The 14765-nt window shown below is 43.1% G+C and carries 15 protein-coding genes; all 15 read left to right on the top strand.

Annotated features, from left to right (window positions below; all coding sequences use genetic code 11):
* The first annotated feature begins 15 nt into the window (after positions 1-15).
* A complete protein-coding gene (gene rpsB, locus H5164_RS17360; RefSeq protein ID WP_124016986.1) occupies positions 16-744 on the top strand; it encodes a 30S ribosomal protein S2 in 729 nt (242 codons plus the stop codon).
* 117 nt (positions 745-861) lie between these two features.
* On the top strand, positions 862-1713 hold the full coding sequence (tsf, locus tag H5164_RS17355; protein ID WP_124016987.1) for a translation elongation factor Ts: 852 nt from the start codon (positions 862-864) through the stop codon (positions 1711-1713).
* 68 nt (positions 1714-1781) lie between these two features.
* Positions 1782-2519 carry a UMP kinase gene (gene pyrH, locus H5164_RS17350; protein WP_124016988.1) on the top strand — a complete coding sequence of 246 codons (738 nt, stop codon included), beginning with the start codon at positions 1782-1784 and terminating at the stop codon, positions 2517-2519.
* A gap of 134 nt (positions 2520-2653) precedes the next feature.
* Positions 2654-3196, top strand: coding sequence for a ribosome recycling factor (frr, locus tag H5164_RS17345; protein WP_220487623.1), 543 nt, complete (start codon positions 2654-2656; stop codon positions 3194-3196).
* Between the two features lie 81 nt (positions 3197-3277).
* A complete protein-coding gene (gene uppS, locus H5164_RS17340) occupies positions 3278-4102 on the top strand; it encodes a polyprenyl diphosphate synthase (protein WP_182757187.1) in 825 nt (274 codons plus the stop codon).
* Between the two features lie 19 nt (positions 4103-4121).
* Positions 4122-4979 carry a phosphatidate cytidylyltransferase gene (locus H5164_RS17335; protein ID WP_124016991.1) on the top strand — a complete coding sequence of 286 codons (858 nt, stop codon included), beginning with the start codon at positions 4122-4124 and terminating at the stop codon, positions 4977-4979.
* 5 nt (positions 4980-4984) lie between these two features.
* Positions 4985-6175, top strand: a complete 1191-nt coding sequence (ispC, locus tag H5164_RS17330) for a 1-deoxy-D-xylulose-5-phosphate reductoisomerase (RefSeq protein WP_182757186.1) — start codon at positions 4985-4987, stop codon at positions 6173-6175.
* Positions 6176-6187: 12 nt separating this feature from the next.
* Positions 6188-7558 (top strand): sigma E protease regulator RseP, encoded by a 1371-nt coding sequence (gene rseP, locus H5164_RS17325; protein WP_182757185.1) that lies wholly within the window; start codon positions 6188-6190, stop codon positions 7556-7558.
* Between the two features lie 31 nt (positions 7559-7589).
* Complete coding sequence (bamA, locus tag H5164_RS17320) at positions 7590-10073, top strand: outer membrane protein assembly factor BamA (RefSeq protein WP_182757184.1); 2484 nt, start codon at positions 7590-7592, stop codon at positions 10071-10073.
* A gap of 65 nt (positions 10074-10138) precedes the next feature.
* On the top strand, positions 10139-10636 hold the full coding sequence (locus H5164_RS17315) for an OmpH family outer membrane protein (protein ID WP_124017027.1): 498 nt from the start codon (positions 10139-10141) through the stop codon (positions 10634-10636).
* A 5-nt stretch (positions 10637-10641) separates the two neighbouring features.
* Positions 10642-11667 (top strand): UDP-3-O-(3-hydroxymyristoyl)glucosamine N-acyltransferase, encoded by a 1026-nt coding sequence (gene lpxD / locus H5164_RS17310; protein ID WP_124016994.1) that lies wholly within the window; start codon positions 10642-10644, stop codon positions 11665-11667.
* Between the two features lie 31 nt (positions 11668-11698).
* Positions 11699-12160 (top strand): 3-hydroxyacyl-ACP dehydratase FabZ, encoded by a 462-nt coding sequence (fabZ, locus tag H5164_RS17305; RefSeq protein ID WP_124016995.1) that lies wholly within the window; start codon positions 11699-11701, stop codon positions 12158-12160.
* A complete protein-coding gene (gene lpxA / locus H5164_RS17300; RefSeq protein ID WP_124016996.1) occupies positions 12157-12927 on the top strand; it encodes an acyl-ACP--UDP-N-acetylglucosamine O-acyltransferase in 771 nt (256 codons plus the stop codon). Before fabZ ends, lpxA begins: the two co-directional genes overlap by 4 nt.
* A gap of 9 nt (positions 12928-12936) precedes the next feature.
* Complete coding sequence (gene lpxB / locus H5164_RS17295) at positions 12937-14085, top strand: lipid-A-disaccharide synthase (protein WP_124016997.1); 1149 nt, start codon at positions 12937-12939, stop codon at positions 14083-14085.
* 18 nt (positions 14086-14103) lie between these two features.
* Entirely contained in the window at positions 14104-14751 is a 648-nt protein-coding gene (gene rnhB, locus H5164_RS17290) for a ribonuclease HII (RefSeq protein ID WP_404948434.1), read from the top strand.
* Positions 14752-14765 lie beyond the last annotated feature (14 nt).

Here is a 14765-nt window from a genome sequence, read left to right as displayed (position 1 = left end):
ATTAAGGTATATACAATGACTACTGTTACAATGCGCGAAATGCTACAAGCTGGTGTTCACTTCGGTCACCAAACTCGTTACTGGAACCCAAAGATGAAGCCTTTCATCTTCGGTGCTCGTAATGGCGTACACATCATTAACCTTGAGCATACAGTACCAATGTTCAACGAAGCTCTAGCTTTCATTAGCAACATTGCTTCTAAGAAAGGTAAAGTATTATTCGTAGGTACTAAGCGCGCTGCTGGCGAAGCCATCAAAGCATCTGCACTTTCTTGTGATCAGTACTATGTTGATCACCGTTGGTTAGGCGGCATGTTAACCAACTGGAAAACTGTTCGTCAGTCAATCAAGCGTCTTAAAGAGCTAGAAAGCCAGTCTGTAGACGGTACTTTCGACAAGTTAACTAAGAAAGAAGCGTTAATGCGTTCACGCGAATTAGACAAATTAGAAAAGTCTTTAGGCGGAATTAAAAACATGGGCGGTTTACCTGACGTATTATTCGTTATCGGTGCTGACCATGAGCATATTGCTATTAAAGAAGCTAACAACCTAGGTATCCCAGTTGTTGCAGTTGTTGATACCAACTCTGCACCAGACGGTGTTAACTATATCGTTCCTGGTAACGATGACGCTATGCGTGCTATCCGTTTGTACACTTCTTCTGTTGCTGCAGCTGCTAACGCTGGCCGTGGTCAAGATTTAGCTGTTCAAGCAGAGCAAGACGGTTTCGTAGAAGCTGTTTAATAAGGCGTGATGCTTAGCATCCCCCTTATTTGCCAATAAGATAATTGGTGAACAGGGGCCTATTGGCCCCTGTTTTATAAATGCAATATTAGACGAATTAAATTAGAGGATTTAACAATGGCGATTACTGCTGCCCAAGTTAAAGAACTTCGTGACCGCACTGGCGCTGGCATGATGGACTGTAAGAATGCACTGACTGAAACTGACGGTGACATCGAACTAGCGATTGATAACATGCGTAAAAGCGGCGCTGCGAAGGCTGCTAAAAAAGCAGGTAACATCGCTGCTGACGGTACAATTCTAATCAAGAATGGCGAAGGTTTCGCTGCACTATTAGAAGTTAACTGCCAAACTGACTTCGTTGCAAAAGATTCAAACTTCTTAGCATTTGCTAACGCAGTGTTAGACGTTGCTGCTGCATCTAAAGTGACTATTGAAGAGTTAAAAACACAGTTTGAAGAAACTCGTGTTGCTCTAGTGACTAAAATCGGCGAAAACATCAACGTTCGTCGCGTTGAGTACATCGACGGTGCAAACCTAGCTTCTTACCGCCACGGTGAGCGCATTGGTGTTGTTGTAGCCGGTGAAGCTGATGAAGAAACATTGAAGCACATCGCAATGCATGTTGCTGCTTCTAAGCCAGATTTCGTCAACCCTGAAGATGTTCCTGCTGAACTTGTAGAAAGAGAGCAAGCACTTCAAATCGAAATCGCGATGAATGAAGGCAAGCCTGCTGACATCGCTGAGAAGATGGTTGTTGGTCGTATGAAGAAGTTCACTGGTGAGATCTCTCTTACTGGTCAAGCTTTCATCATGGAACCAAAGAAAACTGTTGGCGAAGTACTGAAATCTAAAGGCGCAACAGTAACTAACTTCGTACGTTTAGAAGTTGGTGAAGGTATCGAGAAGAAGGCAGAAGATTTTGCTGCTGAAGTAGCTGCGCAAATTGCTGCTACTAAAAAAGCGTAATCGCTTTTATCTAAATACCCTAAGACCGCAGCAACCGCTGCGGTTTTGTTATGATCAGGATGAAAATTATGAGCACCAATCCAAAACCAGCGTTTAGACGCATTCTGCTTAAATTAAGCGGTGAAGCATTAATGGGTGAAGAAGGCTTCGGCATTGACCCTAAAGTACTTGATCGTATGGCTCAAGAAGTGAAAGAGCTTGTTGAACTTGGTATCCAAGTTGGCGTGGTTATTGGTGGTGGTAATCTGTTTCGTGGTGAAGGCTTAGCAAAAGCTGGTATGAACCGCGTGGTGGGCGATCACATGGGTATGTTAGCAACCGTAATGAATGGCTTAGCCATGCGTGATGCCTTGCACCGTGCATATGTTAATGCTCGTCTTATGTCTGCTATCCCGCTTAAAGGTGTGTGTGATGATTACACCTGGACAGAAGCAATTAGTTTATTAAAGTCTGGCCGAGTAGTGATTTTTGCTGCGGGTACGGGTAATCCTTTTTGTACAACTGATTCTGCAGCCTGTTTACGTGGTATTGAGATTGAAGCTGAAGTGGTATTAAAAGGCACTAAAGTCGATGGTGTATACTCTGCTGACCCAATGAAAGATCCTGAAGCGGTTAAATATGACGCACTTAGTTATGCTGAAGTTCTTGAATCAGAATTTAAAGTAATGGATCTTGCTGCATTTACTATGGCTCGTGATCATAATATGCCTATTCTGGTATTCAATATGAATAAGCCAGGAGCACTTCGCCGCGTGATTATGGGTGAGAGAGAAGGTACGATTATTAGCAGTAAACAATCTGCTTAATCACAGACACAGAAAATATTTACATTATATCATTTAACTGTTTGAGCGGTTTTATTGCATGTGTCATTCTTAGGCTAATGCTCAAACACACGTGAATTTGTGACAAAAAGGAAACTATTGTGATTGATACTATTATGTTAGATGCGCAAGAGCGCATGGGTAAATGTGTAGATGCGACTAAAAATCAAATGGCGAAAGTTCGCACCGGTCGCGCGCACCCAAGTTTATTAGATTCTATCCAAGTGTCTTGTTACGGCTCTATGTCACCGCTTAAGCAAGTGGCAAACGTAGGCGTAGAAGATTCTCGTACCTTAACTGTTAGTGTGTTCGATAGAACTATGGTTCAAGCGGTAGAGAAAGCTATTATGAGCTCTGACTTGGGCTTAAACCCAATGACAGCGGGTGCTACTTTGCGTATTCCATTACCTTCGTTAACTGAAGAACGTCGTAAAGACTTCATCAAAGTGGTACGTAACGAAGCTGAAAATGGCCGAATTGCGATTCGTAACGTTCGTCGTGATGCTATTAGTGAAGTTAAGAAGCTTGAAAAAGCCAAAGAATGCACAGAAGATGATGTACGTCGTAGTGAAGATGAGGTGCAAAAGCATACAGATGCATCAATCAAAAATATTGATCAGATCTTAGCAGCGAAAGAAAAAGAGTTGATGGAAGTATAATCTGTCAATTTAGACGCTAGAGTTAACACGCCGTGTAAGGGTATACTACACGGCGTTTGTTTTTATAAAGGATTGTCGTAGATGTCGTCTACAGTTGAGTTTGGATCAGACCCTAAAGCCGATTCGGAGCAAATGACTTCGCAAGTTTTGCCGGGACAATTATCTGATGTAGTAAAACAATCTCTGCCCAAGCATGTTGCGATTATTATGGATGGTAATGGCCGCTGGGCGCAACTGCAGGGTAAAGCTCGGGTTTTTGGTCACAAAGCAGGTGTTAAAGCGGTGCGCCGTGCAGTTAGCACAGCAAGTCAACTGGGTATTGAATCATTAACCTTGTTTGCCTTCTCCAGTGAAAATTGGCGCCGACCAGATAAAGAAGTCAGTTTGTTGATGGAACTGTTTTTTACCGTGTTACATCGTGAATTAAAATTGCTCGACAAAAACCAAGTTAGGCTCAATATTATTGGTGACACGAGTCGCTTCTCGACTCGTTTGCAGAAACAAATTGCCGCAGCCCAAGAGAAAACCACAAACAATACTGGATTGATATTAAATGTGGCGGCGAACTATGGTGGCCGTTGGGATATCTTACAAGCTGCACAGAAATTAGCCGAAAAAGTGGAAAGTGGTGAAATCAGCAGCAGTCAGATGACCGAAGAGGCCTTAAATGAACATTTGTGCATGCAAAATCAGAGCGAAGTTGATTTAATGATCCGTACTGGCGGTGATTACCGCATTAGTAATTTTGTTTTATGGCAGGCCGCTTATGCCGAATTGGTGTTTACTGACACCTTATGGCCTGATTTTGATGAGCGAGCATTTCGCGATGCTATTGCCATTTTTGCCAGTCGGCAGCGCCGTTTTGGTTTGACCGGGAGTCAAATTGAAGAGATACGCGCAATATAAATATTAAGAGGATTAGTTTTTGCTAAAACAACGAATAATAACAGCATTGTGGTTAATCCCAATTGTACTCGGGGCAATATTTTTACTCCCAGCAAATATTTTTGCTTGGGTGTTAGTCCCAGTGTTTTTAATTGCAGCAAAAGAGTGGGGCAGTTTTATTGACCCAAGCTGTAACGTTACGCAGTGGTCTTTTACTGCAACACTGGGCTTGTTACTTATCGCGCTTAATTTGGCGGTACCAATTGATGTGTTGTGGTTTAAAGGGCAATTACACCCTATGTACCTGGCTATCATCACCATCGGGGTATTTTGGTGGATAGTGAGCAGTGCATTGGTGTTCAGTTTCCCCAAAAGCGCCAAAATATGGAAAGACAGCCCAATGCTGAAATCCATGTTTGGTCAGTTAACGCTTATTCCGTGCTTTGCTTCATTGATTGCCCTCAAATCGTTAAGCAGCAATGTGCATCCGTATTATGGCGGTGCTTTAGTGTTTATCGTCATGTTAGTGGTGTGGGCTACCGATACTGGAGCTTATTTCGCTGGCCGTAAGTTAGGTAAGCGTAAATTAATGCCAAGTGTCAGTCCTGCTAAAACCCTTGAGGGTTTAGTTGGTGGCTTGGTGACCACTATGGTTGTGGTCGCGGGAATTATGTATGTTGCCCCAGAGCAAGAACTGGGTTTACTTGTTGTAGTTACCTTAATTACAGCACTTGCATCTGCATTTGGCGACTTGTCTGAGAGTATGTTTAAACGTGCAGCCAATATCAAAGACTCTGGCACCATTTTACCCGGACACGGTGGGATTTTAGATCGCATCGACAGTCTAACGGCTGCATTACCTGTATTTACGTTTATCTACATAGCTATGTGGATGTGATGCCAATGCAAAATATGGTGATTTTAGGGGCGACAGGCTCAATTGGTGCAAGCACCTTAAGTGTGGTGGCAAACAATACTGCTGATTTTCATGTGTATGGATTAGTGGCTAATACCAGCGTGCATGACATGCTGGCTTTGTGTATCAGTCATCAACCTGAATATGCTCACATGGTCGATGAGCGCGCCGCTATGGAGCTTAAGTCGTTATTGCCGAGCAACTGTATTACTCAAGTGACAACCGGTGCTGAGGCGTTAAACGCCTTAGTGACCGACAGTCGAACCGATACCGTGATGGCGGCCATTGTTGGTGCGGCGGGTTTAGTGCCAACATTTGATGCCGTTAAAGCTGGCAAAAGGGTGTTGTTAGCCAACAAAGAAGCCTTAGTGATGTCGGGTGAGTTATTTATGCACACGGCAAAAACATCGGGCGCAATTGTGTTACCTGTCGACAGCGAACACAATGCGATTTTCCAGTGTTTACCCACACAAGTTCAAGCCCAATTAGGTTACTGTGATTTAGCCGCTTCAGGTATTGCTCATATTTTATTAACAGGTTCCGGTGGGCCATTTCTAAACACCGATTTAACCACGTTAAGTGCGATGACGCCGACTCAGGCGTGTAATCACCCCAACTGGTCTATGGGCCCTAAAATCTCTGTTGATTCCGCCACTATGATGAACAAAGGCTTAGAGTTTATTGAAGCTCGCTGGTTGTTTAATACTCAAGCTGAGCAACTGAAAGTGGTGATTCATCCTCAAAGTCTCATTCATTCTATGGTGCAATACCGAGATGGCTCTGTTATTGCGCAAATGGGCAACCCCGATATGCGTACGCCGATTGCTCATTGTATGAGCTATCCGCAAAGAATTGACGCTGGCGTTGAACCTTTGGATTTTTTCAAAGTCGGACAATTAAGCTTTTGTGAACCTGACTTTGAGCGTTTTCCCTGTTTACGCTTAGCGATGCAGGCTTGCGAGCAAGGGCAAGAAGCCACTACTGTGCTGAACGCAGCGAATGAAGTCGCTGTTGATGCGTTTTTAAAAGGCCAGATCCGCTTCACTGATATTGCCAATGTAAACGCTCGCTGTTTAGAACTGGTACAACAGACGCGCTTAGCGAGTATTGACGATATATTACAGCTTGATGCTCAAACCCGTGCGACAGCAATGTCTGCCATTAAAGCACTTAATTAGTTCAGGGAAATAATGATAGATTTTTTGTGGAGCCTAGGCTCTTTTATTGTTGCATTAGGTATTTTGATTACTGCACATGAGTACGGACACTTTTGGGTTGCCCGTCGCTGTGGTGTCAAAGTAGAGCGCTTCTCTATTGGCTTTGGTAAAGCAATTTGGCGAAAAGTCGGTAAAGACGGAACTGAATATGTGGTTGCGATGATCCCACTGGGTGGCTATGTCAAAATGCTCGATGAGCGTGTTGAAGAGGTCCCCGCCGAGTTAGTTGATCAAGCGTTTAACCGTAAAACCGTATGGCAACGGATTGCGATTGTGTCAGCCGGCCCTATCGCTAACTTTATTTTTGCTTTTGCAGCCTTGTATCTCATGTACCTTATTGGCACTCCGTCGATTAAGCCTGTGATTGATACTACTAAATTAGACAGTCCTGCCAGTGTTATTCAATTGGTTGAGCCGCAACAGATTATCGCGGTGTCAGGACAAAAAGTGCGCACTTGGGAAGAGGTTAACTTGGCTCTAGTGGGGCATATTGGTGATGACAGTATTGAATTAACCTTGGCGTCACTACCTGAGTTATCTGGGATGGACATGCCAGTTCGCACGTTCAAGCTCGATACGCGTAACTGGGTATTTGATCCTGAAAAAGAATCACCGATTACGGCTCTTGGATTAGGCATTTTTCGCCCAGGTATTGATCCAACGATAGCTGCAGTGAGCAAAGACAGCGCAGCTGAGCAAGCAGGCATTATTGCTGGCGATAAACTGGTCAACATTAACGGTACACAATACAGCGATTGGAATGCGTTTGTTGATGTGATACAAAGCTCTGCTAACAAAAATATTAATATGACATTGCTGCGCCAAGGCGAACTTATCAATGTTGATGTTGTGCCAAAAGCACAACAAGATCCTGAAGGTAAGACTATCGGGATTGTCGGAATTAGCCCAACTCAAGCTCCATGGCCTGATAATATGCGCTTTGAACTTGAGTATGGCATAGTAGATTCTGTTGTCGCTGCAGCTGATAAAACATCGCAACTTGTTGTGGTCAGCTTCAAGATGATTGGAAAATTATTTACCGGCGATGTGTCGGTGAAAAATCTTAGTGGTCCTATTTCTATTGCACAGGGCGCAGGCGCCAGTGCGAGTTACGGTTTAGTGTACTTTCTAGGATTTATCGCGCTCATCAGCGTTAACTTAGGCATTATCAACTTAATGCCTTTGCCAGTGCTCGATGGTGGACACTTGCTGTATTACTTTATTGAAGTGATTACTGGTAAGCCTGTACCCGAAAAGGTTCAGGAAATAGGTTTCAGGTTTGGCGCAGCTTTGCTGCTAATGTTGATGGGCGTAGCCTTATTCAATGATTTTGCCCGACTCTGAGCAAGGACAGACTAATAATTAGAAGTGCTCTATGAGATTTAATAAAATTTTTGCCTCGATGTTATTCGTCGGCGCGTCTTTTTCAGGGAATGGTTGGGCAGAGTCTTTCCAACCTTTTGAAGTGACCGACATCCAAGTAGAAGGTTTGCAACGAGTTGCTCTCGGTGCAGCACTATTGAGTTTACCTGTGAAAGTAGGTGACACGGTAGATGAAGTTAAATTACAGCAAGCGATTAAGAGCCTATACGGTTCAACTAATTTTGAAAATATCAGTGTCAGTCATGAAGACGGTATACTTTTTGTAACGGTTAAAGAGCGTCCAACTATCAGTATTATCTCGTTTGAAGGTAATAAAGATATTAAAGACGAACAGTTACAAGAAAGTCTTGACGGTTCTGGTGTTAAAGCGGGCGAGTCACTTGATAGAACCATGTTGACAGGCATTGAAAAAGGCCTGCAAGATTTCTATTACGGTGTGGGTAAGTATGGGGCTAAAGTTGAAGCGCAAATCATCAACTTACCGCGTAATCGTGTTGAGCTTAAGTTTAAATTTACCGAAGGGTTAGCGGCTGAAATCCGTCAAATCAACGTGGTAGGTAATACTGTGTTCTCAGATTCTGAGATCATCAGCATGCTGGAACTCAAAGATTATGTGGCTTGGTGGGATTTGTTTGGCGAGCGTCGCTATCAAAAGCAAAAGCTACAAGCCGACTTAGAAACCATCAAAACCTATTACCATAACCAAGGTTATATTCGTTTTGAAGTCACCTCAACACAAGTGGCGATGACACCGGACCGTAAAGGTTTGTACATCACTATCAATGTTAATGAAGGTGAAAAGTATAAAGTAAAAGAAGTTAACTTAATTGGTGACCTTATGGGCCGCGAAGAGTTAATGAAAGCTATTTTACCGATCAAAGCGGGTAATATGTACAACGGTGCCGATGTCACATTCACCGAAGAAATGTACAGTAAATACCTGGGCCGTTTTGGTTATGCTTATCCGGAAGTGAAAACTTACCCTGAAATTAATGATGACACCAAAGAAGTGGTGCTTAACATTAATGTTAAACCGGGTAAACGCGTTTATGTTCGCTCAATTAACTTCACCGGTAACACGGTTACCAAAGATGAAGTTATGCGTCGTGAACTTCGTCAAATGGAAGGGGCATGGTTAAACTCAGCCCAAATTGAGCAGTCTAAACTTCGCCTTAACCGTTTAGGTTATTTTGAAACGGTTGATGCAGAAACGATTCAAGTGCCGGGCAGTGACGATTTAGTTGATGTTGCAGTGACCGTAAAAGAACAGCCGTCGGGTTCGTTTAACGCGGGTGTCGGTTATGGTACTGAATCTGGCGTGAGTTTGCAGTTTGGCGTTGAGCAAAACAACTTCCTTGGCACAGGTAACCAAGCGGGTATTAGTATTAACACTAATAAATATTCCCGTAGCGCTAACTTGTCTTTCACTGACCCTTATTTCACCAAAGATGGTGTTAGTTTAGGTGGTAGCGTTTACTGGAACGAGTTTGATGCTAACCAGGCTAACCTTGAACGCTATAAGAATAAATCTTATGGTGTGGCGTTAAACTCAGGCTTCCCGATCAACGAATATAACCGTTTGAACGGTGGTATTGGTTATCGTCATAATACCATTTCAGAAATCTCTGCTTATGAACAAGCATTGCGTTTCTACAATGTGTATCGTGAAACGGACGATCCAAATTCAGACTTAAGTTTTGATAACTTTGAATTGAATGCTGGTTGGTACCGCAGCACACTTAACCGTGGTACGTTCCCTACAGATGGTTCATCGCAACGTTTAAGCGGTAAAATGACGGTTCCGGGTTCTGACTTGCAGTACTTTAAAACGGATTTTGATACCAATTTCTACTTCCCGCTGACACCTCAGCATGGGTTTGTATTATTGGCTCGCGCCCGTTTAGGTTACTCAAATGGTTATGGTCAATATAACGACAATGACCAAATCTTACCGTTCTGGGAAAACTACTATTCAGGTGGTAGCAGTTCGTTACGTGGCTTCAAGTCAAATTCAGTCGGTCCACGCTCGTTCTATTTATACCGTGGTAGTGAGCAATGTGCGCCTGATGTTTCTGGTGATGGTTGTAGCTTACCTGGTGACCCAAATACGATTCAGGTCAGTTCAGGTCGCTCAATTGGTGGTAATGCTATTGCAACCGCAAGCTTTGAAATGATCGTTCCAACGCCATTCCTTGATGAAGCTTACACCAACTCAGTGCGGACCAGTTTCTTCGTGGATGCCGGTAACGTGTGGGATACAGAGTTTGATTATGAATCTTATCGAAATCTGCCTGCGGATCAGTTCTCTAAGTTAGAAGATTACAGTGATCCAGCTCGTTTACGTGCCTCATGGGGTATGAGCGTTCAGTGGCTATCGCCAATGGGTCCTATGGTATTCAGTTTAGCTTGGCCGCTGAAAGAATACGCAGATGATGAGACAGAGATTTTCTCGTTCAATATTGGCAAAACGTTCTAAAACAAATACACTCGGCAAGTTTTGCTGACAACAACAAGTTCAACAAGGAGTCTACTTTGAAAAAGATGGTAAATCGCGCATTAATTACATTGGCATTGTTTGCTACCCCTATGCTAGTTCAAGCAGAAAAGCTTGCTGTAGTGGATATGGGTCAAGTGTTCGAGCAGTTGCCACAGCGCGAACAAATTTCTAAATCGTTAAAAGCTGAGTTTGGTGATCGTGTTGCTGAAGTCCAAAAAATGCAAGAAGACATGCGTTCTATGGTTGAAAAGCAACAACGTGATGGCGCGTTAATGAGCGACACACAAAAAACTGAATTAGTCCGTAAAATGGAATCATTGAAATCTGAATTCCAACTGAAAGGCAAAGCTTTAGACGAAGACATGCGTCGCCGTCAAGGTGAAGAGCAGAACAAGCTATTAGTTCAAGTTCAAAAAGCAATTAATACCATTGCTGGTAAAGAAAACTACGACATGGTTCTTCAACGTGGCGCGGTAATTTTTGTTAAGCCAGAAGCTGATATCAGCAGCAAAGTGGTAGAAGCCTTAAGCAAAGGCAAATAATAAGTATGCAAAAAGTGACTTTAAAAGAGCTTAGCCAATTATTGGGTGCAACAGTCAAAGGTGACGATACGCTGGAAATCACCAGTGTGGCTACTCTTGAACATGCAGTCCAAGGCCAACTCTCTTTTTTAGCCAATAGTAAATACCGTGCAATGCTTGAGGCAACTCAAGCTAGCGCGGTTTTACTTAGCGAAAAAGAAGCAAGCAATTATCAAGGTAATGCCCTAATTGTCAGTGACCCTTATGTTGGTTTCGCTCGCGTGGCGCAATTACTTGATACCACACCAAAAGAAAGCCTTGGTATCCATCCTTCAGCCCAAATAGAAGCCTCAGCCATTATTGGTGACGGTGTTGCTATTGGTGCAAATGCGGTGATTGGTGCCAATGTTATTTTAGGTGAAAATGTTCAGATTGGTCCAGGTTGTGTGATCGGTGAAACCAGTATTATTGGTTCAGATACACGTCTTTGGGCGAATGTAACGATTTATCATGATGTGCATATTGGTCACCACTGTATCGTTCATTCAGGCTCTGTTATTGGTTCTGATGGTTTTGGTTATGCCAATGAACGTGGTAATTGGATTAAAATCCCTCAAACAGGTGGTGTACGTATTGGCAATCATGTGGAAATTGGCGCATGTACCAGTATTGACCGTGGCGCGCTGTCGCATACCGAGATTCATGATGGTGTGATTATCGACAATCAAGTTCAAATTGCCCATAATGTAGTTATTGGACAAAATACCGCGATGGCGGGTGGTTCCATCATTGCAGGTAGTTCTACTATCGGTAAATACTGCATTATTGGTGGTGGTAGTGCTGTTGCAGGACACCTTAGTATTGTGGATGGTGTCCATGTCTCTGGCGGTACCAATATAACGAGTATTATTCGCGAGAAAGGCGTGTATTCATCTGCTACAGTTGCCATGGAAAACAAACTTTGGCGCCGAAATACTGTGCGTTTCCGCCAACTAGATGATTTATTTAGTCGAGTGAAAAATCTCGAGAAAAGTGCTAAGGGCACAGAATAATTGTAATTCTGCCTTATTAAAGGAATGTAGTGTGTCAAACCAATTAAACACCATGGATATTCAAGAGATACTTAAATATCTACCCCATAGATATCCATTTTTGTTAATCGATCGTGTATTAGACTTTACTGTAGGTGAGCAACTACATGCGATTAAAAATGTCACTATTAATGAACCATTTTTTCAGGGACATTTTCCAATACAACCTGTGATGCCAGGTGTACTAATTTTAGAAGCTATGGCACAAGCCACAGGCTTACTTGCATTTAAAACCATGAGTACAGAGCCGTCTCCTGACGTATTGTATTACTTCGCCGGTATTGATAAAGCGCGTTTTAGACGTGTAGTTGTACCGGGCGATCAAATACATTTTCACGTTAAAATGATTAAAGAGCGTCGTGGCATTGGTGTGTTTATTGGTGAAGCCCTGGTTGATGGCGAACTGGTTTGTTCTGCTGAAATCATGTGTGCACGTAGAGAGATTGAAAAGTGATAGATAAATTAGCATTTGTTCACCCAACAGCCAAAATTGGCCATAATGTCACTATTGGTCCTTGGACTTATATCGGTGAAAATGTTGAAATTGGCGACGACACATGGATAAGCTCGCATGTTGTGGTTAAAGGTCCAACGGTTATTGGTAAAGGTAACCGTATTTTTCAATTCTCTTCAGTCGGTGAAGAGTGCCAAGATAAAAAGTATGCCGGTGAGCAAACTCGGTTAATTATTGGTGACAATAATATTATCCGTGAGTCAGTCACTATTCACCGAGGCACTACCCAAGATCATGGTGAAACACGCATAGGTTCAAATAATCTATTTATGGCTTATGTTCACATCGCCCATGACTGTGTTGTAGGTAATAACGTCATTATGGCTAACAATGCATCTATCGCTGGCCATGTGCATGTTGGTGATTGGGTTATTTTAGGTGGCATGACAGGTGTACATCAGTTTGTTCATATTGGTGACCATGCATTCACTGCTGGTGCTTCGCTGATTTTAAAAGATGTACCTCCATTTGTGATGGCTTCGGGATCTCCTGCTGCACCACGTGGATTAAATTTAGAAGGTTTAAAACGCCGTGGTTTTACTAAAGAAAGCCAGCGTGCAATCTTGAATGCGTATAAAGCGATATTTCGTAAAAGCTTAACCATTGAAGAAGCCAATGCTGAACTGGCTGAGTCTGCTAAAAATGACGCCAATGTAAAAATGTTAGTAGATTTTGTAAACCACTCTGCTCGTGGCATTATTCGATAGACGGAAACGATGACCAACTCTTCTTCAAAAGTATTTGCCATTGTCGCCGGAGAAATCTCCGGCGATATTTTAGGTGCCGGTTTAGTTCATTCACTCAAACAACGCTACCCTGATGCGCGATTTATCGGTATTGGTGGCCCGCGCATGCAAGCCCTAGGATTTGAAAGTTTATTCTCAATGGAAGAGCTTTCAGTGATGGGGTTAGTTGAGGTGCTTTCGTGTTTACCGCGGCTTATGCATATTCGTTCCAGTTTAGTGAAACAGATTACTGAATTAGCTCCAGATTGCTTTATCGGTATTGATGCACCTGACTTTAACATTGGCTTAGAGCTTAAGTTAAAAGCTAAAGGAATAAAAACGGTCCATTATGTTAGCCCGTCGGTATGGGCTTGGCGTCCAAAGCGTATTTTCAAAATTGCCAAAGCCACTAATATGGTGTTGTCGTTACTGCCCTTTGAGAAAGCCTTTTACGACCAGTATCAAGTACCCTGTACCTTTGTCGGCCATACACTTGCTGATGATATACCTATGTACAGCGACAAGCAGGCAGCGCGTCAATTATTAGGATTAGATGCCGATGCTGAATACTTGGCGGTATTACCAGGGTCTCGTGGCGGTGAGTTAAAGCAATTAGCTGAACCTTTTATCAAAGCAGCCCAGTTGGTTAAACAAGCTTATCCGGACATCAAATTTGTCACGCCTGTGGTTAATGATGCTCGCCGGCAACAATTTCTAACTGCGCTTGAGGAGTTTGCGCCCGATTTAGAGGTCACTCTTATCGAAGGTCAATCTCGTGAGGTGATGGCTGCTGCTGATTGTATTTTGTTAGCGTCAGGCACTGCAACTTTAGAGGCAATGCTGGTAAAACGCCCAATGGTGGTGTCTTATCGTGTTAGCCCTATTACTTACGCCATTGCGATTCGGATGATGAAAATTAAGAACTATTCGTTGCCTAATCTGTTAGCAAACGAGACCATAGTGCCTGAGCTCATGCAAGCAAATTGCCAGCCTCAGTTAATTGCAGACGCGGTAATTAACCAACTCAATCAAGATTTTGCACCGCTAAATGCCCGTTTTGAGCAATTACATGGTTTACTTAAATGTAACGCCAGCGAACGAGCTGCAGATGCTGTAGTGGCATTGTTACATGCGTCTTAGGTTTACAGGATAAAACAGATGACATCTCTTGATTCTCTTCCTGTGGTGATTAAAAATATTACCCCAGAACACGTCGCCATGATTTCACAAGGTGTGGTTGCCGGTGTTGATGAAGTCGGTCGTGGTCCATTGATTGGTGATGTGGTCACCGCCGCGGTGATCTTAGACCCGAGTAAACCAATTGTAGGCCTTAATGATTCTAAGAAACTCAGTGAGAAGCGCCGTAACGCTTTATATCAACAGATTATGGATAACGCGTTAAGTGTCAGTATTGGTCGTGCCAGTCCACTTGAAATCGATGAGCTTAATATTTTGCATGCCACTATGCTGGCGATGCAACGCGCAGTGGCAGGTTTAGCAATTTTACCTGAGCGAGTATTAGTTGATGGTAATCGTGTGCCTCATTTTGGTATTACCAGCCATGCTATCATCAAAGGTGATGGGCTCGTTGCCGCTATCAGCGCAGCATCTATTATTGCTAAAGTGACTCGTGATGCCGAGATGGATGCCTTAGACAGCCAGTATCCCCAGTATGGCTTTGCTAAGCACAAAGGTTACCCAACCAAAGCACATTTTGAAGCCCTGGCATTATATGGCGTGTTACCTGAACATCGTAAAAGTTTTAAACCTGTTGCTGAGCGTATTTTACTTCAGGATCCATTGTGATAATCACCAAACTA

This window comes from Shewanella sp. SG41-3 (assembly GCF_014164545.1).
Classification (GTDB): domain Bacteria; phylum Pseudomonadota; class Gammaproteobacteria; order Enterobacterales; family Shewanellaceae; genus Shewanella; species Shewanella vesiculosa.
Note: the sequence above shows the minus strand (reverse complement) of the source record. Positions and strands in the feature narration are given on the sequence as shown.